Raw genomic sequence first — 25,282 nt, forward strand, 5'->3', positions numbered from 1 at the left:
GGTTCGGAAACAGGTGCGCGGTCAGCGGGCGTCCGGCCGGATGCGACCGACACGCTCGGTGAGATCGGCACCGATCTTCGCGATGTAGGGCTCGTCGACGATCGACAGGTGATCGCCACCGATGTGGATGATCTCCAGGTCGTCGACCACCTCACCCCATCGCCCGTCCTCGTCGATCTCGGCCCACTGGGGTTCGAGTTCGATCGCGCCGGCATGCATCTTGTCGGCACGGTAGAGCACCACCTTGCCGTCATACGGCGAAGGCGAGATGTTGCTCAGCACACGGTTTTCGATGAACGAGGTGCGCTGGTGCTCGATGATGCCGCCGGGGATCTTGGTCCCCGACATCGACATCATCTCCATGATGATCGCGAACTGCCCCTCGTCGTCGGCGTCGACGAGACGATCCATCGGGATCGGGATGTCGGCGTCGAGATCGTAGTTGCGGATCGCGAAGTCCTTCCAGCGTTCGAGGCGGGCACGTTTGGTGTCCGGCGTCTCGGTCATGTCCTCACGCGGACGGACCACATCGATCAGACCGACGAAGGCGACGCTCTCGCCCTGCTCACGCAGGACCTGCGCGACGCCGTAGGCCAGGGCACCGCCGAACGACCATCCCACCAGCACGTACGGCCCGTTCGGCTGCACCTCGCGCAGACGCGGGAGGTACTCGCGCACACGCTCTTCGATCGACCCCTCGACGCCGCGGTCGAAGCCGATCACCGGCTGGTCGGCAGGCAGCCGCTTCAGCAGTGCCTCGTAGGCGGCGGTGTTGCCGCCGGCCGGGTGGAACAGCAGGACCGGCACCGGGTCACCGGCAGCGGGGTCGTAGGACTTCTTGCCCTCCGGCGACAACCGCAGGTACCGCAGGAAGCCGTCGGTGTCGGCGGACGCGTCGAGGTAGTCGCGAACGTAGTTCGACATCTCCTCGACGGTCTCGGCGTCCAGGATGTCCTCGACGTCGATGTCCCCACCGGTGCGCTCGTTGAGCTTGTCGGTGAGCGCCTGCGCCACATCCTCTTCGAGCACGGGGAGCTTGTTGAAGATGCCGCCCGGCGAGCGCTTGGTGACCACCGCGTACACGCCGAACGTCAGACGCTCGGCCGCGTCGCGCGGCGGGACGTCCGATCCGGCCGCCTCGGCGACGGCCCGCTGATCGGTGATGTCGGTGGCCGGCGCAGCCGCAACCGGCTCCACGGCCGGGGCCGGTTCTGCCACAGCCGGTTCGGGCTCTGCGGCAGCGGGTGCCGGTTCGGGTACCGGTTCGATGGCAATGGTCGCGTCGTTCGTACCGGTCTCCGCACCGGCGGCCCGCCTGGCGTTCTGCTCGTCGATGTAGGCGTTGAGTGCCGCGGTGTCGAGTTCGCCACCGCCGGCGGCGTTCTCGGTCAGCGAGTCCAGCTCGTCACGGTGGGTGACGGCGTACTCGACGAACTTGGTGACGTCGTCGAGGTCGGCCTGCCGCATCGCCTGCAGTTGCAGTTGCGGGATGTCGAACTCGAACTCGACTCGGTTCTTGATCCGTACGGCCATCAGCGAATCCAGGCCCAGCTCGATCAGCGCGATCTCGCGCGGCAGATCCTGGGGGTCGTAACCCATCGCCTCACCGACGATGATCGCGAGCCGATCACCCACCGTCTCACCGGATTCGGGGTCCCATTTGGCGCCGATGTCGTCGACGATCTCGTCCTCGACGACCACCTTGTCGTCGGCGAACACCGCAGCACCCGACGGTGCCGCGGCCGTGGCGGACTCGACGGCAGCAGGTGCCGCCGTGGCCGCGACATCCGGATCACCGGTGACGACGGCCTCGAACAACAGCCGGAAGTTCTTGTCCTGCTTGACGTGCACCGTCACCGACGCACCGCCCGGATGCGGGCTGAGCGTGGTGGTGAGGGTGCCCTCGGCGGGGAACTCGCCGTGGGCGACGGCCGCACCGACCGCGGCACCGGAGAGTACCTGCGCCGCAGCCGAACGGACGAGCTCACGCGGGTCGGCGACCGCAGCCGCGGCCACCTCCCAGGCGTGCCGGCCGTCGGGCAGGGCGACGTGCGTACCCGGCACCGATCCGGCACCTCCGCCGGAGCTGATGCGGGCCTTGAGCCAGTACGGCTTCCGGTCGAAACGGGTCCGCGGGATCGCGGCGAACCCGCCGGCGCCGAACAGCGATGCGACGTCCACCGGATGTCCGTGCACGTACAGCTTCATCAGCGCGTTGACGAGGCCGTGGCTCTCGTCCTCCTTGCGCTTGAGTGTCTCGACGAGTTCCGCATCGTGCAGGCCCGCGGTGAAGGTGACCGCGGCCACCGAGATCAGTACCGCCGGATTCGGCGAGAGCTCGATGAAGGTGCGGTGTCCGTTCTCGACCGTCTTGGCGACGGCCTGGGAGAACCACACGCTGTGCCGCAGGCCCTTCAGGAAGTACTCCACGGTGTGCACCGGTGCGGCGTGCGGACGGTAGTAGGCCTCGCGGTCGACCGAGCTGTAGATGCCGTAATCCAGTGGCAGCGGCTCGATCCCGGTGAGCTCGTAGGCGAGTTCACCGAGGATCGGTTCCACCTGCGAGGTATGGCTGGCACCCTTGGTCTGCAGTTTGCGACCGAGCTTGCCCTCTGCCTCGGCGCGCGCGACGATCGCGTCGACCTGCGGCTCCGGACCACCGATCACGGTGTGCGTGGGAGCGGCGTAGACACAGATCTCGAGATCGGGGTAGTCGGCGAGCACATCGGTGATGTCGGTGGCGCTGTACTCGACCAGGGCCATCAGCCGGATGTCGTCACCGCTCAGGGTGGCCTCACCCTCGGCCATCAGCCGGGACCGCTGGCAGATCACACGGGTCGCGTCCTCCAGCGACAGACCGCCGGAGATGTAGGCGGCCGACGCCTCACCCATCGAATGGGGAACCAGCACACCGGGTTGCGCGCCGAAGTGCCGCAGCGTGTCGGCAAGGGCCACCTGGATGGTGTAGATGCCCACCTGGCTGGTCTCGATGCCGTAGGTCTGCTCGTCGTCGACGAACATCGCGGCGATCGAGTAGCCGAGCTCGTTCTCCACCAGCGCATCGACGCGGTCGACGTACTTCGCGAACACCGGGTTCTCGGTGTAGAGCTGCTTGGCCATCTTGCGGTGCTGGGAACCGAAGCCCGACAGCAGCCACACCGCCGACGCGGCATCCGGCGAATCGCATGAGTACACGGCCGGATTGGCCTTGCCCTCGGCGACGGCCCGGACACCGGCGATCGCGTCGTCGTGGGTGCGTGCCATCACCACGGCGCGCGAGCGACCGTGGTTGCGGTGCGACAGTGCCCGGCCGATGTCGGCGAGCGGGGTGGCCCGGCCCTCCGCGGATTCCAGCCACTCGGCCAGGTCTTCGGCGGTCTTCCGCCGGCGCGACGGCAGGAACCCGGAGATCACCAGCGGCACCACCGATCCCTCGACGGCGGCGGGGGCGAACCCGGCGGTGGGATCGGTCTCGGCGACGGTGGCCTGCGCGTCCGGCCGGGTGGCCTGCGCGACGAGGATCGCGCGCTCGGCCTCGGTGAGGAAGTCCTCGTCGTCGGGGTCGTCGACGACCGCCGCGGACTCGGCGATGGCCCGGACGTCCTCGGCCGCGCCCGGGTCGGCGAGATCCGACGGCAGCACCTCGCGCACGACGACGTGCGCGTTGGTGCCGCCGAAGCCGAACCCGGAGACACCGGCGACGGCATGCCCGGAGTACCGCGGCCATTCGGTGGCCTCGGCGGTCACCTTGAGTCCGGTGGCGTCGAACTGGATGTAGGGGTTGGGTCCGGAGTAGTTCAGCGACGCCGGGATGGTGTCGTGCTGCAGCGAGAGCAGCACCTTGGCCAGCGCACCGGCGCCGGCCGCGGACTCCATGTGGCCGAAGTTCGTCTTGGCCGAACCCAACAGGGCCGGGGCGCCCACGACGCGGCCGCGACCGACCACCCGGCCGAGCGCGTCGGCCTCGATCGGGTCACCCAGGATGGTGCCGGTACCGTGCGCCTCGACATAGTCCACCTGGCGGGGATCGAGTGCGGCGTCGGCGTAGGCTGCGCGCAACACCTCGACCTGGGCCTCCGGGTTGGGCGCGAAGATCCCGTTGGAGCGACCGTCGGAGTTGACCGCCGACCCGGCGACCACCGCGAGGACGGTGTCGCCGTCGCGGCGGGCATCCGAGAGACGCTTGAGGACGAACATGCCGCCGCCCTCCGAGCGCACCATGCCGTCGGCATCGGCGGAGAACGCCTTGATGTGCCCGTCCTTGGCGACCGCTCCGATGGTGTCGAAGCCCACCGTTGCAGCCGGGGTGAGGATCAGGTTGACGCCACCGGCGAGGGCGACCTCGGACTCCCCCGACCGCAGGCTGCGCACCGCCTGGTGCACGGCGACCAGCGACGACGAGCAGGCGGTGTCGATCGCGACCGACGGGCCGTGGAAGTCGAAGAAGTACGAGACACGGTTGGCGATGATCGAGGTCGCGGTACCGGTCAGGGCGTATGCGGCGGTCTCGTCCGATCCCTCGCCGAGGCCGAGCGCGGCCATCAGCTGGTAGTCGTTGGTAGAGGTGCCGACGAAGACCCCGACCTGGCCGCCCTTGAGGTCGCTGGCCGGGATGCGGGCGTGCTCGAGCGCCTCCCAGGTCAGTTCCATCGCCAGGCGCTGCTGCGGGTCGACCATCTCGACCTCGCGCGGGCTCATCTGGAAGAAGTCGGCGTCGAATCCCTTGACGTCGTCGAGGTATCCGCCGCGCAGGTTGCGCTGCGCGAGCACCTCGGCCATCTGCGGGTCGGACCGGAACTCGGCCCACCGGTCGTCGGGCAGCTCCGAGATGCCGTCACGACCTTCCAGCAGCGCCTCCCACGTCGACTCCGGGGTGTGCCCGGCCTTCGGGAAGCGGGTGGAGAAGCCGACGATCGCGATGTCGTCGGCGGCGGCGCGCTCGCGCTCCCAGAAGCGGTCGGCGTCGGCGTCGAGACCCTCGTCGGGATCTCCCTCGACGATCCGCTTCGCCAGCATGGCGATGGTCGGATGGTTGTAGGCGACCGTCGCGGTGAGGATGACACCGGTCTTGTCCTCGACGTCGGCGGCCAGGGCCACCGCGTCGCGGGAGGACAGACCGAGCTCTTCCATCGGGCGGTCGTCGGAGATCTGATCGGCGGGCACACCGGTGGCCGCGGACACCCAGTCGCGCAGCCAGTCCTGCAATTCGGGAACGGTCAGACCGCCGGCGGTCTCCCCGTCGGCTGCGTGGTTCGCAATGCTGGCGCCCGGATCGACACCCTCTGGCTGTTCGCTATTCAGTTCAGACATCGCTTCCAGACTAATTGGCGCAGGGCCCACGATGTCGCGGGCCCTGCGGATGGGTGAAGCTCTCGTCCGTAGATCGAGCGCACGGACCGGTGCGTTACTCGCCGCTGTCGGGGAACGCGGTCTGCTTGTAGCCGCCCCGCAGGCTGCCGTCGATGTAGGCGGCCTTGGTGGCACGGCGGGCGATCTTGCCGCTGGAGGTGCGCGGGATGGACCCGGCCGGGACCAGCAGGATGTCGCGGGCCATCACGCCGTGGCGCTGGGCGATCGACGCACGGACGGTGTCGGCGATCTCCTGCGGGTCGGTCTTCTTGCCCGGACCGCGCTCGGCCACGATCACCAGCTGCTCGGATGCGTCGTCGGCGTCGAAGGTCAGGCCGCTGGTGGACTGCTCGAAGACCTCGGGCGGCAGCTGGTTGGTCGGCACCGCGAAGGCGGCGACGAAGCCCGGACGCAGGGCGGTGCTCGCCTCCTGCGCGCTGAACTCGATGTCCTGCGGGTAGTGGTTGCGACCGTCGACGATCACCAGGTCCTTGACGCGGCCGGTGATGTAGAGCTCCCCGTCGAACCACACGCCGTAGTCGCCGGTGCGCATCCACTGGGCGTCGGCCGGGGCACCGGCGGTGTGGCTGCCCGCGGGCAGGACCTTGCTGATGGTGTTCTGGAAGGTGTCCTTGGTCTCTTCCGGCTTGTTCCAGTAGCCGGCGCCGATGTTGAGCCCGTGCAGCCAGATCTCGCCGACATGGCCGTCGGGGCGTTCCTCGCCGGTCTCGGCGTCGACGATCGCGGCCCACTGGCTCAGCGCGACCTGACCACACGCCACCTGGGCGACGGCATTGGCCGCGTCGGCGTCGACGACCACCATGCGCCCGGCGTTGAGCTCCTCGCGGTCGACGTAGACGATCTTGGCCTCGTTGTCGCGCTGGGTCGCCGAGACGAACAGCGTCGCCTCGGCCATGCCGTAGCACGGCTTGATGGCGGTCTTCGGCAGGCCGTACGGCTCGAAGGCCTCGTTGAACTTCTTCATCGAGCTGACGGTGACCGGCTCGGACCCGTTGATCAGGCCGATCACGTTCGACAGGTCGAGGCTCTCGCCCGGCTTCGGCAGGCCGCGCGCGGCGGCGTGCTCGTAGGCGAAGTTCGGCGCGGCGGCGTAGGTGGGGGCGTTGTCGTCGTCGGCGGCGAGCTCACGGATCCACCGGCCCGGGCGACGCACGAACGCCTGCGGACTCATGATGGTGATGTACTTGCCGCCGAGGGCGGGCAGGATCACCGTCAGCAGACCCATGTCGTGGAACATCGGCAGCCAGGTGACGCCGCGCGCGTTGCGGTCGATCTCGATGCAGTCGTAGATCTGCAGGCAGTTCGCGGCGACCGCCTGATAGGTGATCTCCACACCGGCCGGGACGCGGGTCGACCCGGAGGTGTACTGCAGGTAGGCGACGGTGTCGCGGTTGTGGTCCTTGCCGGCGACCGGCGCCACCCAGCTCGACCCCACCGAATCCGGCACGGCGTCGACGGCGATGACGCGCGGACGCTGCTTGGCCGGACGGTCGGAGAAGAAGTCGCGCACGGCCTCGGCGGACTTCGTGGAGGTGAGGATTGCGGTGGGTTCGCAGTCGGCGAGGACCGCGGTGAGCCGGTCGGTGTGGCCGGGCTCGTCGGGGCTGAACAGCGGCACCGCGACATTGCTCGCGTAGAGGGCGGCGAAGAAGCCGATCACGTACTCGAGCGACTGCGGGGCGAGGATCGCCACCCGGTCGCCCGGCTTGGTGACCTGCTGCAGCCGGGCCGCGACGGCGCGTAGGCGCTTGCCGAACTGCGCCCAGGTCAGGTCCTGACGTTCGCCGTCGCGTTCGCGGCTGTAGTCGATGAACCGATAGGCGAGCGTGTCGGCCTGCTCACGCACGTTGCGTTCGACGTAGTCGACCAGCGTCGCATCCTCGTTGAAGTGGAGCTGGCCGTTCTCGTCGAGGAACTGCTCAAATTCAGTGTTCAGCATTCATAACTCCTGTGCCCCCGGCATGGACCACCGGACCGGGGCGCGTTGTCCGCGCCACGCGGTGCTCCCCGTTGCACCACGTCGACCGACCCTGCTCAGCCGGTCTCGGCCGGCGGGCGGGTGGTCGGCTCGGCACCCACTCCGGGCTACCGCGTGACACGGTAGCGCAGTCCTGTTTACCCATTCGAATCGGACGTGATCGTTGTCTCTTACTCGCTTGTCTCGTGATCGGCGGGCTGCGGAACGATCACTGTCCGCAGCCGCCTACGCCTACTCGGTCAGCGTCTCTTCGCAGTTCGCCCCAGACCAAACCGACATCCTACTCCCCCTTGAGCAGCGGGATGATCGGCGCGAACGCGTCCATCTGTGTGGGGAACACACCGACGTAGGACATCGACGTGCGGCGCCGCACCTCCCGGATCTGGTCGGCGATCTGCTCGAACGACCCGATCGCGATGTACGGCGAATCGAGCACGTCGTCGACGGTGAACTCGGTGTCGCGCTCGATGTTCGGCGGGTAGCCCTGGTCGAGGGCCTTCAGCGCCATCTCGGCCGTCGCGGTGCGGTCATCGGTGATGACGATGACGGCGATGGTCCAGTTGAGTTCGATCTCACCGAACCGATCCCCGGCCGCCTCACGGATCCGGTCGACGCGTGCCGCGGTCTTCTCGATGGTCATGTCCGACAGCTTCATCTTGCCGTCGGGGGTGGTGCCGGGGGCCACCGAGATGATGTCGGCGTGCTTGGCGGCGAGTGCCAGCATCTTGGGTCCGCCACCACCGACGGCGATCGGCGGGCGCGGGCCCTGCCGGGGGCGCGGGCTGCCCTCGAGGCCGGAGATCTGGTAGAACTCGCCGTCGAAGTCGACGGTCTCCCCGCGCATCAGCCGGTCGAGGATGGTGAGCGACTCGTCGAGGCGACGGATTCGGGTACCGGGCGACTCGAACTCGATGCCCGCCTTGTCGAACTCTTCCTTCATCCACCCGGCGCCGATACCCAGCTCCAGACGCCCCTTGGACAGCACGTCGATGGTGTTGGCCTCTTTGGCCAGGATCGCGGGGTGACGGAAGCCGTTGGCGAGCACCGAGGTACCCAGGCGGATTGTGCTGGTGGCCTGGGACAGTGCGCCGAGCGCGGCGAGCGGACCGACCTGGTTGCCGAGGTGGTCGGGCACCGCGAAGGTGTCGTAGCCGTACTCCTCGGCGGCCTGGGCGAGCTTGACGAACTTGCGGGCACCACCCTCGTCCTTGTTGCCCTCACCGCCGGCGCCGAACCGGAACTTACGCAGCCCGGTCGGCTCGTCCGGCCGTTCGGCCTCGACCTGCGTCATCGATGTCTCCTCGTTCGGTGTGCCCGCTGCCGTCGTGGCGTTGGTGTCGTGGTCTCCGCGGGTTACCCCGAAGGGACGACATCCGCGAACCAGCAGCCCACGTTAGTGCAGCATGCGGGCCTGACCAAACGGTTCGTGACGGTGATCAGCGAGTTCCCACCGACCTGCCAGGCGCGGCGGGGCTCAGTTGTGGGCCGGGCGGGGTGCCTCGTCGATCACGCCGGTGGCCCATCCGTACATCCACTGGGTCGCCGAGGAGCCGCCCAGGGACCAGTACTTCTTGGTCGCGTACATCGCATGGACCGGATTGTTGATCGCACCCATCAACTGGTTCAGGGCACCGAGAGGATTGGTGACCGTCGGGGCGTCGCAGATGAGATCGCCTGGCGCACAGATGGTCACGACCTGATCCTGCAAGCTGCCGAAGCCGCCGGTGCGGGGGCCGGTCATGGTGATCCCCGGGACCAGGCTGCCCATCCCACCCAACGAGACCTCGGCGCCGACCCCCGGCGGGTTCGGTCCGATGTGGCGGCCCTCGGCAGGTACACGGCGGCCGTCGGCGATCAGTCCGACACCGCGCACGAGATCCGCCTCACCCTCCGGGAGAACGCCGCGCCCGTTTCCGATCGCACTCGCGAGGTCACCGGCGATCACCGCCCCCTGGGAGAAACCGAGGATCAGGTAGGTGGTCAGCGGACACTTCTCGTGGGTGGCGATGATCTTGCCGGCGGCCCGCTTGTACCCCTGGGTGCGGGAGTCGTTGTAGTCGGTCTGGTGGTCGCTCAGGTTGGTCGGATTCCGGAACTCCGCGACATAGGGGACCGTGTACACCTCGGTGCGCGACGACGGGTACTCGTTCTGCAGCGCCTTGGAGACACGCAGCAGCAACGACGCCGGTTTGGACGTCGGATTCAGCGGATCGTCGCCGGTGGTGGACTCCCAGGTGCCCGGCACGACCAGGGTCACCATGTCCGGGCACGACGCCGGTTGCGCCTCCGGGCGCGTGGTGGGGGTGGAGCTGCCCGGCGGGCGTCCGCCCGGTTGTTCGGGCGGCGCGGTGAACAGGCCCTTCACCCAGATCAGGATCAGGACCAGTGCGATCACCGCGATCAGGGCGATGAACGAGATGAACAGGGCCAGGCCGCGCCGCCGTCGGCGCGGCGCTGTGCGTCGGGAGTTCACAGGTCGAATCCGCGCCTCAGCAGTAGTTCTGCTCGGCGGCCTTGATCACCTTGTCGGCCTTGGCATTCGCCTCCTGGGCACTGTTGGTGCCGGGCGACACCAGAGCGGTGACATAGCCCTTCACGGTGACCGGATCGGTGTTCTTCTGCTCGGCGGTGCAGACGTAGTTCGCGAGGGTCAGCGCGACGCCGTTGTCGGTGTCGCCGAGCATCGACACCTTCTGATCACGCAACGCCTGGAGGTACTTGCGATCCTTGTCGGTCAGCGTATGTCCCTGCGGTGCGGCGAAATCTCCGTCGGCAGCGGTGGTGGTGGTCGCACCGGACGGTGCCGTCGCCGGCAGGCTCGAACCGGCCCGCGGGGCCGACGAGGCGGATCGCGACGCACTTCCCGAACCTGCGGGCGCCGCCGAACTCGCGGCGACCGACGTACTCGGCGACGACGAGTAGACCGACGTGGTGGTCACCGGGGCGCTGGTGATCGGCGCGCTCGCCGTCGAGTCGTCGGCACATGCCGCGACCGAGCCGAGCGCACACACCGCACCGGCCATCAGCAGCCCCAGCCGCAGGTACTTCGTCATCATCACTTCCTCGCTCAACCGCCCGGCGACCTTCGAATCGCCCGACGCCGGGGTCTCCCCGACCGCCAGCGCTAGGCTACCCGCCGTCGCCGACCGTCTCGGCCACCCAGAGCAGCCCACCTGCGAAAACCCTGCCAACTCTCACAGTGATCTCAGGGGAGCCACACCTGACGCCCACACTTGCCGCCTCAGCGGGTGATCTGCGCCCCACCGCGCGGGGTCCAGTTGATCCGCCCGTGCTCGAAGGTCTGGAACGCTCCCTTGTCCCGCCAGGGCTGCTCGTCACTGGTCGGCAGGCCGAGCTTGCCACCGGGGCCACCCTGCCCGGCGTAGGCACCCCCGATCGCACCGGTGACCACCTTGGGGCCCTTCGGCCCGGTGATGATGCGACCGTTGACGAAGTCCTGGGCCTTGCCGCCGGTGACGCCGTACTCGGGGGTGAGACAGACGCCGAGTTTGGCACGGTCGGCGACCTTCTTGAACGCTGCACCGACCCGGCAGGCCACCTTGTCACCGGACAGCCCGAGTGCGGCCGCGGCCTGCGGCCACGCCTGCTGCATCTCGAACTCCCAGTACGGCCACGTGTGGGTACCCGACGGCCGGTAGACGGCCTGGCCGGGGACGCCGAGCTCGTTGAGCTTGATCGCGAACTGCTGGGAGGTGACGCGGCTGAGCAGTTCGAGTCCCACACCGGAGTAGTTGGTGGCCAGCATCGGGATGTCGGACGGGCTGTCGTGCGGGCCGACCATCCCGTTGCCGGAGGAGATGTAGAGACTCGTGCCACGCAGCTTGTCGGCCAGCAGATACGGGTCGTGTTCCTTCCAGGCCGGATCGCTGGGCGGGCCGAACATCTTCATCGCGTCGTAGCCGCCACCGTCACGCAGTGCGAACTGGATGGCCTGCGGCATGCCGTAGGAGGTCATCTGCAGAATGCCCGAGAACGACGCCGCGAACTTGTAGAAGCCGGGGTTGCGGGCGGCGAGCATCATCGCCGCCGAACCGCCCATGGACAGTCCCTCGATACCGCGGACGTCGGTGGACCGCCAGTCACCCTGGATGATCGGCGGCAGTTCGCGGATCAGGAAGGTCTCCCACTGGTAGTTCTTGCCGCGGTCGGGTTCCTTCCAGTCGGTGTAGAAGCTCGACTCCCCGCCGATCGGCAGGATCACGTTGACGTTCTTGTCCTTGTAGAAGTCGACGACGTCGGTGTTGATCACCCAGCCACTCTGGTCGTCCTGCGCGCGCAGGCCGTCGAGCATCGTCAATTGCGGGAATCTCGCCTGTGGGTTGGCCCACCAGTCCCGGGCCAGCAACAGCTGCACCTGGATCTCGGTGTTCATCGACGGCGAGAACACCCACAGCGCCACACGTCGGTCGGTGTACCAGAACACCTTGGTGACCCGGGCCGGTTGCGCCGGGGCGGCGGCCGGGGTCGCGGGGGTGGCCGCGGGGCTCGCCGGGGCCGCCGGACCCGGAGCGGGTGCGGCGGACGTCGCGGGCGCGGCCGGGGCGGGGGCGGCCGGCGCGGGGGCTGGGTCGGCGGCCGCGGGACGCTGCCCGAGCAACGCCACCACGGCCACGAGCACCGCGATCACGCTGATCGTGATCGCCCCACGGATGGGCCTGCGGCGTCCGTCTCTCCCCACACTGACGTGTTGCATACCCTCGAGCTCCTTCACACCCCATGACGGTCGGCGCGTCTGCACCTTTCGAAGCATGACACCAGCAGCCTCCCAAGTCACTTTGATCCCACTGGTGTCATTTCGCCTCAGGTGTTTCTTACACGGCCGAGGAGTGGTTGGGGAAGTGCCACGCTGTGACTGATGAGATTTTTGTGATTTCTGTGACCTGGAGTGGACGTCCGGGCCGTCCGGTGCACCACGACCTGACGAGACGACCCCGCCCGGGACCGTGATGGTCCCGGGCGGGGTCGTCTGATGTGTCGGTCAGCAGGTCAGCGGAAGAAGCCTCGTGCGTAGGCGTTCCAGACCATGTCCTGCCAGTAGCCCCAGGCATGGGTGCCGTTGGCGTAGTAGGTCATGACCGGCAGGCCGTTCAGGGCGGCGAGTCCCTCGAAGGCCTTGGCCTGGGTGAACGCGAGGATCTCCAGCGTCGAACCCTTGAACAGGTCGTCGAACACGTTCGGCAGGGCGTTGTACTGCCCGAACAGGCCGTTACCCGAACCGATGAAGATCTTCATGCCGTGCATCTGGTTGATCCGCAGCGACGGGTCGTTGTCGTACCAGCGGCCGTCCCACGGCGGACCCCACATGGCATCGACGTTCCACGGCTTGGGATCGACGTCGAGCATGGCCAGCCGCAGCATGGTGTGCATGCCGGGGGCGCTCAGGAAGTTGTAGCCGGACAGCGATCCGGCGGCGTAGTACAGGTCGCGACGCTTGGTGGCCAGGGTCAGTGCGGCGTTACCGCCCGACGACAGACCCATGATGGCGAACTTGCCGCCCTTGGTGCCGAAGTTGCCGAATCGGCCCGACTTCAGTGCTGCGGGAAGCGTGTTGTTGATGACACATTCCCACATGTAGCGGCGCTGCTGGCCGTTGAAGTTACTCGGCGCGTTCCAGTTGGTGTAGAAGCTGGCCGGGCCACCGATCGGCTCGACGACGTTGACGCCGCGCTTGACCAGTTCCTGGATGTTGGTGTTGATCTCCCAGCCCGAGAAGTCGTACTGGGCGCGCATGCCGTCGAGCATGATGACGGTGCGGGTGTTGCCCGGCCGCTGCCAGGCACGGACCTTGACCTTGCCCGGGGCCATCGACTTGTTGCCGAAGGCGCCGTTGGTCGGCATTCCGCAGGCATCGATCCAGAATTCCTTGACGCCGGCGGTGCCGTTGACCCGCGCATCCGCCTGGCCGACTCCCGCGACCGTGCCGACGAGTCCCGCGACGGTCAGCGCCGTGACGATCACCGCCACCACGCGACTACGGAGTCGTAGCCTGCCCTTCGGTTTCATTCCACCTGCACCCATCGACTGAAAATCTCCCTTTGTCACCGGCGATCAGCGTCACACCACGACACCGATACCGGATTGTCACTCCGATGTCCGGATTCCCCCACCCGACCCGGCCCGGTGTCTCGACGGGCACCTGGGACGACTGGGGAGCCTATTTCAATTACCAACCCTCGACAAACTCTGTGACTCCTATCACACAATTCTCAGGTTGGTGAACGCGATGCCTCCCGGACATGTTGTTCACGGTCGTTCTATCGATATCGCCGCGGCGCACGTTACCGATCCGAGACAAACCCCCGCAAGTCGTAGGGCGGTACACACCAATCGTCCGAGTTCGTTCGGGCATCCGGCCTCGCGGATGCGACACAACGGTGACCGGCACGTATCCCGGTTCCTATCGCGGGTTGATCCGCTGCGGCATGGTCAATCCACACCGCTGGATCTCGTACTCGGGGTTGCGCTCGATCCGGTAGTTGTTGAAGCCGAAGGACTGCTTCAGGTTGCTCTTGAACCGTTGCCAGGTCCACATGCCCTCGAACGAGGCGAACCGGTCACGGGTGTCCGGACAGGTCAGGGCCACCTGTGCCTGGCGGACGGTGTCCTCGTCGAGGAATCCGGGCAGCACCGGGCGGCGTGGGACGGCTCCCGACTCGGCGACGACCCACTCGGTGGGCAGCACCTTGTCATGGCCGATCCGGCCGTCCTCGAGTCGCTCGGTGTGCGCGGCGAGCGGATAGGCCAGTCCCATCTGGTCCACCACGCGCACGTCCAGTGGGGCGTTCATACTGGTCATGCCGAGATTGAGGAAGTACACGGTCAGGGTGCGCTTGTCCGGCGGCGTCGATTGCGGCAGCGGGATGTAGTACCACTCGTCGTAGTTGAACGACGCCACCAACACCCCACCCTCCTTCTCGTGCTCGGCGATGTTGTCGACCATCGCCTGCATCCGCGGGTAGTCGAGGTAGTCGGCGGCGGTGACCGGGTTCTCGTTGCCCATGTTGGTCACATAGAAGCGGCGCTCGTCGACGATGCCGCTACGCCCGATGTCGATGCCGGCATTGGGCAGGACGGTCTCATGGACCATCGCCGCCCAGACGACGGTGGTGACCCACAACCCGGCCATGATCACCGAACCGGCCAGCTGCAGCCGAGTACGACGGTTGCGGGTCGCGGGGTCGGGAATCGCGGGGTCGGGAATCAGGCCGTTCGGCTCCGCGTCGTCGGGAGCATGGTCGCCGGTCGCGTCGCCGGTGGTCGCGTGATCGCCGGTCGCGTCGTCGGTGGTCGCGTGATCGGCGGTCGCGTCGTCGGCGGTCGCGTGATCGCCGGTCGCGTCGTCGGCGGTCGCGTCGCCGGCGGTCGTACTGTTCGTGGTCGGTTCGTCGCCGGTCGCACCGGCGGCGGTGTCCGTCGGGGACGTGCGTTCGGCGGGCGTGCGGCGGAAGGCCGCGACGACGCCGTGCACCGGGATGGTGACCGGGATGACCATCAACGGCAGCAGCAGGACGAACAGCGGCGTCAGCAGCACCCGGCCGTGCATGAAGTCACCGCCTTGGCGCAGCCAGTAGACGAAGACGATCGCCCCGGCCGCCAGGATGGCGACGGTGACCGCGGTCGGGGTCTGCAGTGCGCGGGACCAGCCGACCAGGCGATCCCGACGAGACGCCGGCGCGGCGTCGGAGATCGTGGTCGAGTCGGAGATCGTGGTCGAGCCGGCGGTCGTGCTCGAGTCGGCGGTCGTGCTCGAGTCGGCGGTCGTGCTCGAGTCAGGCGAGAGGCGACGCAACCGCACGCCGATCACCATCAGCACACCGGCCACCACGGCGAGGATCACCGGCAGCAGCAAGGAGTACGGGCCGAACAGATTGGCCAGATAGGTGAAGCCCTGCCCCCACTTGGAGCCCGAGGCGTCCTTGGCGACAGCCGGGTTGGGCACCAGCAGTGCGTAGTAGCCCATCCGGAAGATCTGGTAGCCCACCGGCAGGACCGCGGCGACGACGACCACGCCGACGCGCATCTTCCAGGACAGCGGGGCCAGGAACACCAGCACCAGCGCGATACCGCCGACGACGGTCAGCTCGGGGCGCACCAGCGGGGCCAGACCCGCCCAGAACGCGAGGAACAGCGTGGCGGCCGATCCACTGCGCGTGGCGTCGGGCCCGTTCGCGCGACGGCTCCACGCCACCAGCAGGCACCACAGCACGGCGGCCCAGAAGATGCAGAGGCCGTTCTCCAGACCGCTGGTGGCGAAGTCCCGCGCCGGCGGCAAGGCGATGTAGACGATCGCCCCCAGCGGCAGCAGCACGGTGTACCCGTCGCCGGTGACCCCGCCGATACGGGTACGTAGCAGGCGTGCGGTGCCGTACATGGCGATCGGGATCGCGGCCACCGACAGCACCAACGCGACCCACAGTGCCACGTATTCGAGCTGTCCGTCGGTCACCCAGGCCCAGAACCACAGCAGATAGGTCCAGGCGGTGGAGGTGTTGGCCTCGACCCGCTCCCCGGCGTTGAACACCGGGCCGTTGCCGGCGAACAGGTTGCGCAGCGTGCGCAGGACGATCAGGCCGTCGTCGGCGATCCACCGACGCTGCCAGGCACCGATCGCGAAGAAGGTGGCGACGGTGACCGCACCGACGACGAAGCTGCCGATCGCGATCCACTCACGCGGACCCCGGCCACGCCACGCTGCGACCGCGGAACGCCTGCCGCGGTCCGGGCGCGTGGCGGCGTCGGCCGGGGGCTTGGTCTCGTCCGCCGCACGCTCGCCGGCGTCCACCCGGCCCTGGTCGGCCGCACCGGCAGTGTGTTCGTCGGCGGGGCGCTCGTCGGCGGGGTCGTCGAGGTTCAGCCGCAGCCAGCGGGTCGGTGCGTCATCCCCGGGATGGTCACCGGTATCAGGGCCGGACCGATCGGAACCACCCAGCCGGGTGGCATCGTCGGTCATGGGCCCACCGGTGCCGGGGACTCATCACGACACTGCATAGACGGCGACACCCACGCATACTATCCAGGCCACCGCGAGGAACTGCAGCACCCGGTCACCGAGTGCGATCTCCTCCGGCTCACCGGCCGCGCCGCCGTCGACGTCGACCGCGTACCGCAGGATGGCGACGGTGAACGGGACGATCGAGATGGCATAGAACACGTTGTCGCTGTGAATGGTGTCGTCGAGCGCCCACAGTCCGTAGCAGAGCACCACCGACGTCGCCGCGAGCGTCCACACGAACCGCAGGTAGGTGGTGGTGTAGTACTCCAGCGACTTGCGGATCTTGGCACCGGTGCGCTCGGCGAGTTGCAGTTCGGCGTAGCGCTTGCCCGCCGCCATGAACAACGAGCCGAACGCCATCACCAGCAGGAACCAGCGGGACAGGCCGTTGGGCAGTTCGGCGGCCACGCCACCGGCGATCGCGCGCAGCAGGAAGCCCGACGACACGATGCAGATGTCGACGACGGCCTGGTGCTTGAGCCCGAAGCAGTAGCCGAGCTGGATCACCAGATAGACGGCGATGGTGACGGCGGTCTGCCAGTTCGCGAGGAACGCGACGCCGATCGATGCGGCGGCGAAGATCACCGAGAGCACATACGCCAGGTTCACCGGCACCACGCCGGCGGCGATCGGACGGAACCGCTTGGTGGGGTGGTTGCGGTCGGCCTCGACGTCGAGTGCGTCGTTGACCAGGTAGATCGACGATGCGACCAGGCAGAACGACACGAATGCGATCGCCACCCGGATCATCATGTCGCCGTTGGTGAGGACCTCGGTGCCCGCGGCGAGTGGGGCGGCCAGAACCAGGACGTTCTTGACCCACTGCCGCGGACGCACGGCCTTGATCAGCCCGGCGGCCAGGCTCTTCGGCGGACCCTGCACCTTTCCGTGCTCGATCGGCTCCTCGCTCATCACTTCTCCCTGTTCCTGCCGACGCAGGTGGTCATGGCACGGTCGATGTACCGGTCAGCGTCATACCGGTCAGCGTCATACCGGTCAGCGGCGATCACCGCACCCGCACTGAGGGCGCCGATCGCCGCACCGGCCGCGACGTCGCTCGGGTAGTGCACACCCAGAACCAGTCGCGAGGTGAGCATAGGCGGCACCAGCAGCGCCGGGAGCAGGGAGGGCGGCAAACCGGCGGCGCGGCCGATCAGGATCGCCGCGGCGGTGGTCGACGTGGCGTGCGACGACGGGAAGCTCAGCTTGCTCGGGGTGGACACCCCCACCTCGATCCGCGGGTCGTGCGGACGCTTGCGCCGCACGATGCGCTTGATCACCACCGACGCCGCATGCGCACCGAACGCACCCACGCCCGCCTCGATCCAACGGCGCTGCGCGGCGGCGTCGTCGCGCCGGGTCGCCAGCGCCCACCCGGCGGCGCTGATCGCCAGCCACCCCAGGGAGTGCTCCCCGAAGTGTGACAGCCCACGGGCTGCCGCGGTGATCGGCGGCGTGGCGATCGCCGATTGGATGTCCACCAGGACCTTGACCTCGCCGGTGGGCTCGTCCACCGGTGCGGTCATGGTCGGTTCAGTCGATTCCGAAGACACCCGCCCAGCTCTCCTTACTGGTCAGCTCCTGATGCTTGGCCCGGTAGGCCGCCTGCAGCTCAGGGAATTTCTCGTTGAGTTCACGAACCAGGGCCGCCGATTCGCGGGCCAGCGCGATCATCTTGTCCCGGTCGCGCTGGCGATACACCACACCACGGCCGTCGGCGGTGGTCACGGTGACCCCGTCGACGCGGCCGAGAGAGAACCAGCGGGCCTCGATCGGCGGGTAATTGGCCTGCGGCACTTCGTGATGCCGCGGATCGGCGGGGCGCAGGTTGTTGACCACCGCACCGGCCAGCGCCTTGAGCTTGCTGACCGGATTTGCCGGGATCGCGGTACCGAGATGCGTTGCCTCGCCGCTGGTCCGGGGAAGTTCGGTCGCCGACGGCAGCACCACGGCGTCGGGGAACTCCTTGCGCATCGCGGCGATCTTGGGCAGCGCGGTGGGCAGCAGGCTCCGGATGTGATCCGGGCCGGCCAGGAAGTCGCGGATCGCCTCGTTCTGGATGGCGACCGTCGAGTACTCAAGGCAGAGAAGATGTTTCGCGGTGGCTTTGACCATCGACTGCAGGATGCCCTTGATCGGGCCGTCGTGGTGGATGGATGCGACGACGAGCCGGTTGCGCAGGTGGAAGTAGGCCTGCCAGTCGATCGCGTCGTCCTTGTCGCTCCAGGCCATGTGCCAGATCGCGATTCCCGGGACGGTCGCGGTCGGGTATCCGGCCTTGGCGGCGCGCAGCGCGAATTCCCAGTCGTCCCACTTGATGAACAGCGGCATGGGCAGGCCGATCCGCTCCGCGCACTCGCGCGGGATCATGCACATCCACCAGCCGTTGCCCTCGACGTCGATGCGTCGGTGCAGGTTCTTGGAGTTCTCGCGGTCACGCAGCGGGTGCATCGCGAAGTTGTGGTCGTACTCGACGAACGGTGCCGCGGTCCACATGAAGGTGTGGTGATTGATCACCTCGCCCATGCAGTGCAGGTGGCTGCGGTCCTGCAGATTGAGCATCTGACCGCCGACCAGCATGGGGGACTTGGCGAATCGCGACATCGCCAGCGCCCGCAGGATGGAGTCGGGCTCGATCGCGATGTCGTCGTCCATGTACAGCACGTACGGGCTGTCGGTGAGGCGCAACGCCTCGTACATGATCCGGGCGTATCCGCCGGACCCACCGAGGTTGCCCTGGTCGAAGATGCGCAGGCGCTCGCCGAGCGCGGCGGCGGCGTCGTCGTAGCCGGGCTCGTCGACCACCTTGCGGGTGCCCTGGTCGGGCATCAGCACGGCGTCGATCACGCCGTCCACCAACGGATCCGAGGTGAGCGCGGCGAGTGCGGCGACGGCGTCGGTGGGCCGGTTGAAGGTGGGGATGCCCACGGTGATCCGCTTGGTCTCCGAGCCGGTGGGGCTGGCGACCGCGGAATACCAACCGGCCGAGACGATCTGGGTCTCGGTGTCGGTGGTGACGTCGAACCAGATCCAGCCGCCGTCCTCGAACGGACCGAGGTCGAGCTCGAATTCGATGACCCCCCGGCCGTTCTCGTCGGTCGGGATGAGGTCGCCGCCGATCCCGATGCGGGAACCGTCGACCTTGGACCGGTACAGATCCACGCGGCAATTGCCGATCACCTCGACCCGCAGCACCACCGACTCCAGGATGCTCCACCGGCGCCAGTAGGCGGCGGCGAAGGCGTTGAAGTAGGTCTCGAAGCTCACCTCGGAATCGGTGCCGAGCACCACCGAGGTCCGGCTCGGCGAGTGGGCGCGCTGGTTGTTGCCCCAGGACTCGACGAGGTAGAGCGAGCGGACGTCGACCGGCTCGCCGGGACGCGGGAAGATCACGCGCTGCAGCAGCTCGACGGCCTTGGACGACGACGCGGTACCCGCGGTGTCGTCGGCCCGGTTCTCGGTGTTCTGTTCTGTGGTGACTCCGGTGACGCTCATCTACTCCGCCTCGGCCAGCGGCGATCCGTCGCGCAGATGCGGCGCCAGCGTGTTGTCGAACATGGTGAGCGCACTCGCGATCGCCATGTGCATGTCCAGGTACTGGTAGGTGCCCAGCCGGCCACCGAAGAGCACCTTGCGCTCGACGGTCTCGGCCTTGGCCAGATCCCGGTACGCCGCGAGCATCTCACGGTCCTCCGGGGTGTTGATCGGGTAGTACGGCTCGTCGTCGTCGGAGGCGAACCGGCTGTACTCCCGCATGATCACCGTTTTGTCGGTCGGGTAGGTGTCCCGCTCGGGATGAAAGTGCCGGAACTCGTGGATCCGGGTGTACGGCACGTCGGCGTCGTTGTAGTTCATCACCGGGGTGCCCTGGAAGTCGCCGGTCGGCAGCACCTCGGTCTCGAAGTCCAGGGTGCGCCAGCCCAGGCGGCCGGCGGAGTAGTCGAAGTAGCGGTCCAGCGGGCCGGTGTAGACGATCGGCGCATCGGGGTTGGCGGCGGTGATCTGCTCGCGCACCTCGAACCAGTCGGTGTTCAGGCGCACCTCGATCCGCTCGTTGGCGGCCATGTTCTCCAGCCACGCCGTGTATCCCTCGACCGGCAGTCCCTCGTGGGTGTCGTTGAAGTAGCGGTTGTCGAAGGTGTAGCGGACAGGCAGGCGGGTGATGTTGCCTGCCGGCAGGTTGGTGGGATCGGTCTGCCACTGCTTGGCGGTGTAGGCCTTGACGAACGCCTCGTAGAGGGGGCGACCGATCAGGCTGATCGCCTTCTCCTCCAGGTTGGTCGCGTCCTTGGTGTCGATCTCGGCGGCCTGCTCGGCGATCAGGGCCCGCGCCTCGTCGGGGCTGAAGTACCGGCCGAAGAACTGCGAGACCAGGCCCAGGCCCATCGGGAACTGGTAGGCCTGCCCCTTGTGCATCGCGAAGACACGGTGCTGGTAGCCGGTGAAGTCGGTGAAGCGGTTGACGTACTCCCACACGCGCTCGTTGGAGGTGTGGAACAGGTGCGCGCCGTACTTGTGGATCTCGATGCCCGTGCTCGGCTCGGGCTCGGAATAGGCGTTGCCACCGAGGTGATGGCGGCGCTCGACGACGAGGACTCGTTTGCCCAACTCGGCGGCGGCCCGTTCGGCGATGGTGAGGCCGAAGAATCCCGAACCCACCACGATCAGGTCAAAACCGGCGTTGGTATTGGATGCCACGGGAGTTCAGGGTAACGGACCGAACCTGAGGATTCTCCGTGCCACGGCGGCGTCGGGGCCATCACCTGCGATGACCCGTCCAGAGTGCCTGAATCCTCACACCCCGGCGGACACTCGACGCCTCAGCGCAGCACGTTCCGCTTGGGGAAGCCGAGCACCGGGATGCCGCCGCGAGCCTGATAGTCCTTCAATCCCTGTCCGGCCAGGGCGTGCGCCCCGGTCTGCTTGCTGAAGAACAGCATCCCCTTCTCGAACACCTGGGTGACCCCGGCCGCATCGGGGGTCAGCGTGGGCAGGCCGACCGCCGCGCCGAGCGCGCCGGTGTTGCCGCCGAGTGCGCCGAGCAGGCCCTCGAAGGCCGAGGTGGCCGTGCCGAGCAGGTCACCGGCGCCGGGCAGCAGCTGGTCGGCGATCCCGTTCAGCGAGCCGAGGTCCACCGACCCGGTCGAACCGGGGCCGGTCGGCGGGGTGACGATGCGCGGCGGGGTGCGCTGCCCCTGCACCGAGAACCACGACGACTTGAGCCCCAGTTTGGTGCGGGCCTCCTCGCCGGTGGCCTCCACGCTGCGGCCGCCGCCGGTGGCGCGCACCTTGAGGGCGCGGCCCTGTTCGGCGCCGAGACCGTTGGCCTCGATCACCTCGAAGCTGTCGAGGGACGGCAGCCCGAAGGCCGACGCGATACTGCCCGGGCTGACGGTGGCGGTCCAGTTGTGGTTCGGCGAGGCGGAGTCGCCCTCGTCGGCGACGGCGGGGAAGCGACCGCCGGCCGTGTAGCCGCCGGTGGACGCGGAGAACTCGGTGAACGCCGGCGCCCCGTTCTGCAGACGGATCTGTCCGGCGGTGGCGTCGGCGGCGGTGTTGGTGCGCGGGTCCTCACCGGCGACACCGCCGTAGACCTGCGAGTTCTGCGTGTCGTCGATCTTCTTGCCACCCGCGATCGCCGACAACGCGTACGTGCGTGCGGCGACGGCCTGCGCCTTGAGTGCCTCAAGTCCACCGGAATCGGCCCAGCCCGGGACGCTCTCGCGGGCGATGACGCCCTTGACGTAGTCGTCGACGTGCAGTTTGTTGACCACGTTCCCGCCGTCGAGGCCCAGCGACCCACGGAACGCCTCGTTGGAGCCGCAGAAACGCAGGAACTCGTTGGCCGGGCGGTTCGGCGCGGTGTTGACCGGGTCGACGAACGGTTGCGCGAGGGGCACCGTTCGGACCGCGCCGCCTCCGCATCCGCTGGTGATGGTGGCACTGTTGCCACTGAGGCTGACCGCCTGGCCGGCCTCGACACGCTGACCACCGACCATCATCGGGGCGTCGGAGCGGACATTGACGGCGCTCTTGCCGCTCAGGGTCACCTGCACCTCGGGCGTGGGGGCGCGACCGGGGGTGGTGTTGCCGTAGTAATGCTGCAGGATCTGGCTCGCCGACCAGCCACGCTTGGCGTATCCGTAGGCGCCCCACTGCCCCATACCGCGGCCATGTCCGAGGCCATGCCCGGTCAGGGTGACCTCCGAGCCTGCGGTCAGGCCGATGTCGTGGGCGCGGTCGGAGGCGGTCACGCCGAAGATCAGGCCGCCGGCCAGCAGCGCCGACATGGTGCCGCCGACCATCACCGATGTGGTGCGCCGGCGCGCAAGGCGCGGTCGGGTCCGCGAGGCCAATAGGCCGGTCAGACGAGCGTTCACGAGTGCATCTCCCCCACGGTCGATCAGCCCTTCCGGCCGGTTGGTAGCACACAGCATCTGTTACAAATGTGACTACTGGGACTCAAGTGACCATAATCAAGTCTCTTAAGAATCACCAACCACAGGAGATAACAACCGCATCACGAGTTATACGTCCCCGGCGTGGACTGCCCGTGATGACGACGACTCCCCGACACGATCGGTGGCGTCGCCGGTGCACACGCATCGGCCGCGTATCCCGTTAGGAGCAGAGATCGGTGCGATACCCACGACGTACGCCCTCGGTGCTGGTCGCGGCGGTGGCCCTCGCGCTCGGCGCGGGGATGCTGATCGATCTCGGCCCCGACCGCTCGGCGCGAGACGTGCGCCCGGTGGACAACCATCGTCCGATCGACCACACCGCCATCGAGGAGGTCGCCCTGCGTGAACTGCCGTCGGTGGCACTGGACCTCGCGTCGTCGGGGCTCGAGGCCGCCGGGATCACACTGCCCGAACTCGACATCACCACACTGCCGCCCTCCGGTCGCACCCCCGTCTCCGACGACGGGGAGGTCGCGCAGCCTGCGGTCGGCGCGTCGGTCAAGCATCTCGTCCGGGACACTCCGTTCAAGATGGTCGGATTCACGTGGAACAAGCCGGTCTGGGGTGATCCCGACGACGCCACCCTGCTGTTGCGCGCGAAGGAGGCGGGTGGTCGCTGGGGTGAGTGGGTAGAACTCGAGCCGATCCAGACCGCGGCCGCCCCGTCGGCGAAGCAACCAGGTGGTACCGAGCCGGTGTGGGTGGGCGATGCCACCGAGATCCAGGTGGCCGTCGCCGAGGAGGGGCTCGCCATCCCCGCACTGCGGTCCACCCGGGCCGCGGGTACTCCCGCCGAGGGCGCCGGCACCGATCTGCTCACCCAGGTGCTCGGGGCGGGAGCGGAGATCCTCAAGAATCTGGCCGGGACGGTGATGCCGGAGTTGTCGGCGACGCTGCTCAGTCCGGACAGCCTGCTCTCGTTCGGGTCGTCGATGTTGACGACGTTGTCGGGGGGCCCGCAGGTGATCTCGCGGGCGGCGTGGGGTGCCGACGAGTCGATCCGCTGTTCGCAACCGAGCATCTCGCCGACGCTCAACGGCGCGATCGTCCACCACACCGCCGGATCCAATGACTACACACCACAGCAGTCGGTGGAGATCGTGCGCGGCATCTACGCCTATCACGCCCGCACCCTGAACTGGTGCGACATCGGCTACAACGTGCTGGTCGACAAGTACGGCCAGATCTTCGAGGGCGCCTTCGGTGGGCTCGACCGCAACGTCGAGGGCACCCACACCGGCGGGTTCAACCGCAACACCGTCGGGGTGTCGATGATCGGTAACCTCGAGGAGGTCACCCCGAGCGGCGCGATGCTCGCCTCGGTGGGCCGCTTCCTCAAGTGGCGGCTGAGCAAGGCGGGCCTGAACCCGGCCGGTACCGCACACCTCACGTCGGAGTACTTTTCCGACAGCAAGTTCCCGGCCGGCACACAGACGCAGTTGCCGGTGATCGCCGGGCATCGCGACTACAACAACACCAGTTGCCCTGGAGCATACGGATATCCGGCACTCACCCAGATCCGCAGCCTCGCCGGGGCGATCACCCCACCCGTGACGACGGCCCCGAGCCCGGAACCGGGTGCACCGACCGAGTCGACGCCTGCGGTTCCCCCGACCACCACCGCTCCGCCAGTACAGATGGCGCAGTAGATAGACGCGAACATCGTTCCTGCTCATCGCCATCCGATATCACCTGCGGAGAATTCGACACGGGTCCTCGCGATGCTCGGTCCCGGCTCAATCAGCAAGAGACTGTTGGCGGTTGCGCCGACGAGGAGCACTGAAGGCTCAATCAGTCACCCGCCGTTGATGGTTGAGCCGACGAGGAGCACCGAAGGCTCAATCAGTCACCCGCCGTTGATGGTTGAGCCGACGAGGAGCGCAGCGACAAGTCGTGTCGAAACCTCCGCCGGCTGAGCTCGCCGGCGCAACAGGCGGAGGTCCCGACACTCGTCATCTCTATGGAATTCTCAAGGTACCGACGCGGTCCCGACACCGTCGGGTGCAAGTCTCAGACACGGATGAGGGTCAGGTCACAACAGACAGTTCAAGCGGCGTTCGGTAGTTCATCAGCGAACCGCCGGTTATACGCAGGGATCGGGCGTCGCCGTGGATCGACCGTCTCCGGTGGGATCAGCCACGGATGGGAGTCGGGTCCCATATAGACATCCCACCCATTGTGATGCACATCGGCATGACACGAGGTGCACAACAGGCAACCGTTCGCGAGGTCGGTGGCACCACCATCCGACCAATGCGCGATGTGATGGGCCTGAGTCCGCGACGCCGGAGCACCACACTTGATGCAACACCGATCCCGCTCGAACAACGCCCGCCGCTGACCGGCGGTGAACAACCGTTTCGACCGCGCCATATCCAACGGAACCCGTTCGCCATCGACGATGGTCATCACCACCACACCGTCACACGTCGTTTCGAGCAGAGTGTTGCGGGTGATCGA

16 protein-coding genes are annotated in these 25,282 nt (G+C 67.9%); 2 read left to right on the forward strand and 14 right to left on the reverse strand.

The features are described 5' to 3' along the window. Window positions 1–21: 21 nt before the first annotated feature. The 13 genes from pks13 to ACWDUA_RS23145 form a co-directional block, all read right to left on the reverse strand. On the reverse strand, window positions 22–5,310 hold the full coding sequence (gene pks13 / locus ACWDUA_RS23085; protein WP_449753352.1) for a polyketide synthase Pks13: 5,289 nt from the start codon (window positions 5,308–5,310) through the stop codon (window positions 22–24). 94 nt (window positions 5,311–5,404) lie between these two features. Continuing rightward, window positions 5,405–7,309 carry a long-chain-fatty-acid--AMP ligase FadD32 gene (gene fadD32 / locus ACWDUA_RS23090; protein ID WP_449753353.1) on the reverse strand — a complete coding sequence of 635 codons (1,905 nt, stop codon included), beginning with the start codon at window positions 7,307–7,309 and terminating at the stop codon, window positions 5,405–5,407. Between the two features lie 319 nt (window positions 7,310–7,628). Beyond that, window positions 7,629–8,639: an LLM class F420-dependent oxidoreductase gene (locus ACWDUA_RS23095; RefSeq protein ID WP_449753354.1), complete on the reverse strand. Its 1,011-nt coding sequence runs from the start codon at window positions 8,637–8,639 to the stop codon at window positions 7,629–7,631. A 183-nt stretch (window positions 8,640–8,822) separates the two neighbouring features. Then, window positions 8,823–9,821: a cutinase family protein gene (locus tag ACWDUA_RS23100; RefSeq protein ID WP_449753355.1), complete on the reverse strand. Its 999-nt coding sequence runs from the start codon at window positions 9,819–9,821 to the stop codon at window positions 8,823–8,825. Window positions 9,822–9,837: 16 nt separating this feature from the next. Beyond that, window positions 9,838–10,401, reverse strand: a complete 564-nt coding sequence (locus tag ACWDUA_RS23105) for a DUF732 domain-containing protein (protein ID WP_449753356.1) — start codon at window positions 10,399–10,401, stop codon at window positions 9,838–9,840. 188 nt (window positions 10,402–10,589) lie between these two features. After that, on the reverse strand, window positions 10,590–12,062 hold the full coding sequence (locus ACWDUA_RS23110) for an alpha/beta hydrolase-fold protein (protein WP_449753357.1): 1,473 nt from the start codon (window positions 12,060–12,062) through the stop codon (window positions 10,590–10,592). A 293-nt stretch (window positions 12,063–12,355) separates the two neighbouring features. Continuing rightward, window positions 12,356–13,387 (reverse strand): alpha/beta hydrolase, encoded by a 1,032-nt coding sequence (locus ACWDUA_RS23115; RefSeq protein WP_449753358.1) that lies wholly within the window; start codon window positions 13,385–13,387, stop codon window positions 12,356–12,358. Window positions 13,388–13,766: 379 nt separating this feature from the next. Beyond that, a complete protein-coding gene (locus ACWDUA_RS23120; protein ID WP_449753359.1) occupies window positions 13,767–16,319 on the reverse strand; it encodes a hypothetical protein in 2,553 nt (850 codons plus the stop codon). 24 nt (window positions 16,320–16,343) lie between these two features. Then, on the reverse strand, window positions 16,344–17,273 hold the full coding sequence (locus ACWDUA_RS23125; protein WP_449753360.1) for a decaprenyl-phosphate phosphoribosyltransferase: 930 nt from the start codon (window positions 17,271–17,273) through the stop codon (window positions 16,344–16,346). After that, entirely contained in the window at window positions 17,273–17,914 is a 642-nt protein-coding gene (locus ACWDUA_RS23130) for a phosphatase PAP2 family protein (protein ID WP_449753361.1), read from the reverse strand. Before ACWDUA_RS23130 ends, ACWDUA_RS23125 begins: the two co-directional genes overlap by 1 nt. Continuing rightward, window positions 17,895–19,856: a glycosyltransferase gene (locus tag ACWDUA_RS23135; RefSeq protein WP_449753362.1), complete on the reverse strand. Its 1,962-nt coding sequence runs from the start codon at window positions 19,854–19,856 to the stop codon at window positions 17,895–17,897. Before ACWDUA_RS23135 ends, ACWDUA_RS23130 begins: the two co-directional genes overlap by 20 nt. After that, complete coding sequence (gene glf, locus ACWDUA_RS23140) at window positions 19,857–21,059, reverse strand: UDP-galactopyranose mutase (protein WP_449753363.1); 1,203 nt, start codon at window positions 21,057–21,059, stop codon at window positions 19,857–19,859. It lies immediately after the preceding gene. Between the two features lie 122 nt (window positions 21,060–21,181). Next, entirely contained in the window at window positions 21,182–22,666 is a 1,485-nt protein-coding gene (locus ACWDUA_RS23145; protein WP_449753366.1) for a SpoIID/LytB domain-containing protein, read from the reverse strand. A gap of 332 nt (window positions 22,667–22,998) precedes the next feature. Between ACWDUA_RS23145 and ACWDUA_RS23150 the strand changes: the two genes are divergently transcribed. Next, the gene (locus ACWDUA_RS23150; protein WP_449753364.1) at window positions 22,999–24,471 is read left to right on the forward strand and encodes a peptidoglycan recognition protein family protein; all 1,473 of its coding nucleotides are present in this window, start codon (window positions 22,999–23,001) and stop codon (window positions 24,469–24,471) included. 397 nt (window positions 24,472–24,868) lie between these two features. Here ACWDUA_RS23150 and ACWDUA_RS23155 read toward each other — a convergent pair whose 3' ends face one another. Next, window positions 24,869–25,177: an HNH endonuclease gene (locus ACWDUA_RS23155; RefSeq protein WP_449753367.1), complete on the reverse strand. Its 309-nt coding sequence runs from the start codon at window positions 25,175–25,177 to the stop codon at window positions 24,869–24,871. Between ACWDUA_RS23155 and ACWDUA_RS23160 the strand changes: the two genes are divergently transcribed. Beyond that, a partial coding sequence (locus ACWDUA_RS23160) for a hypothetical protein (protein WP_449753368.1) occupies window positions 25,076–25,282 on the forward strand: 207 nt, incomplete at its 3' end. The two genes, ACWDUA_RS23155 and ACWDUA_RS23160, sit on opposite strands and share 102 nt — an antisense overlap.

Source organism: Gordonia sp. NPDC003376 (genome assembly GCF_053589235.1).

What these genes read in the sequence shown, in the direction of transcription:
- pks13 (WP_449753352.1), bottom strand. Translation starts at nt 5,310, where the DNA reads ATGTCTGAACTGAATAGCGAACAGCCAGAGGGTGTCGATCCGGGCGCC.
- fadD32 (WP_449753353.1), bottom strand. Translation starts at nt 7,309, where the DNA reads ATGCTGAACACTGAATTTGAGCAGTTCCTCGACGAGAACGGCCAGCTC.
- ACWDUA_RS23095 (WP_449753354.1), bottom strand. Translation starts at nt 8,639, where the DNA reads ATGACGCAGGTCGAGGCCGAACGGCCGGACGAGCCGACCGGGCTGCGT.
- ACWDUA_RS23105 (WP_449753356.1), bottom strand. Translation starts at nt 10,401, where the DNA reads ATGACGAAGTACCTGCGGCTGGGGCTGCTGATGGCCGGTGCGGTGTGT.
- ACWDUA_RS23110 (WP_449753357.1), bottom strand. Translation starts at nt 12,062, where the DNA reads ATGCAACACGTCAGTGTGGGGAGAGACGGACGCCGCAGGCCCATCCGT.
- ACWDUA_RS23115 (WP_449753358.1), bottom strand. Translation starts at nt 13,387, where the DNA reads ATGGGTGCAGGTGGAATGAAACCGAAGGGCAGGCTACGACTCCGTAGT.
- ACWDUA_RS23120 (WP_449753359.1), bottom strand. Translation starts at nt 16,319, where the DNA reads ATGACCGACGATGCCACCCGGCTGGGTGGTTCCGATCGGTCCGGCCCT.
- ACWDUA_RS23125 (WP_449753360.1), bottom strand. Translation starts at nt 17,273, where the DNA reads ATGAGCGAGGAGCCGATCGAGCACGGAAAGGTGCAGGGTCCGCCGAAG.
- ACWDUA_RS23135 (WP_449753362.1), bottom strand. Translation starts at nt 19,856, where the DNA reads ATGAGCGTCACCGGAGTCACCACAGAACAGAACACCGAGAACCGGGCC.
- ACWDUA_RS23145 (WP_449753366.1), bottom strand. Translation starts at nt 22,666, where the DNA reads ATGGTCGGCGGCACCATGTCGGCGCTGCTGGCCGGCGGCCTGATCTTC.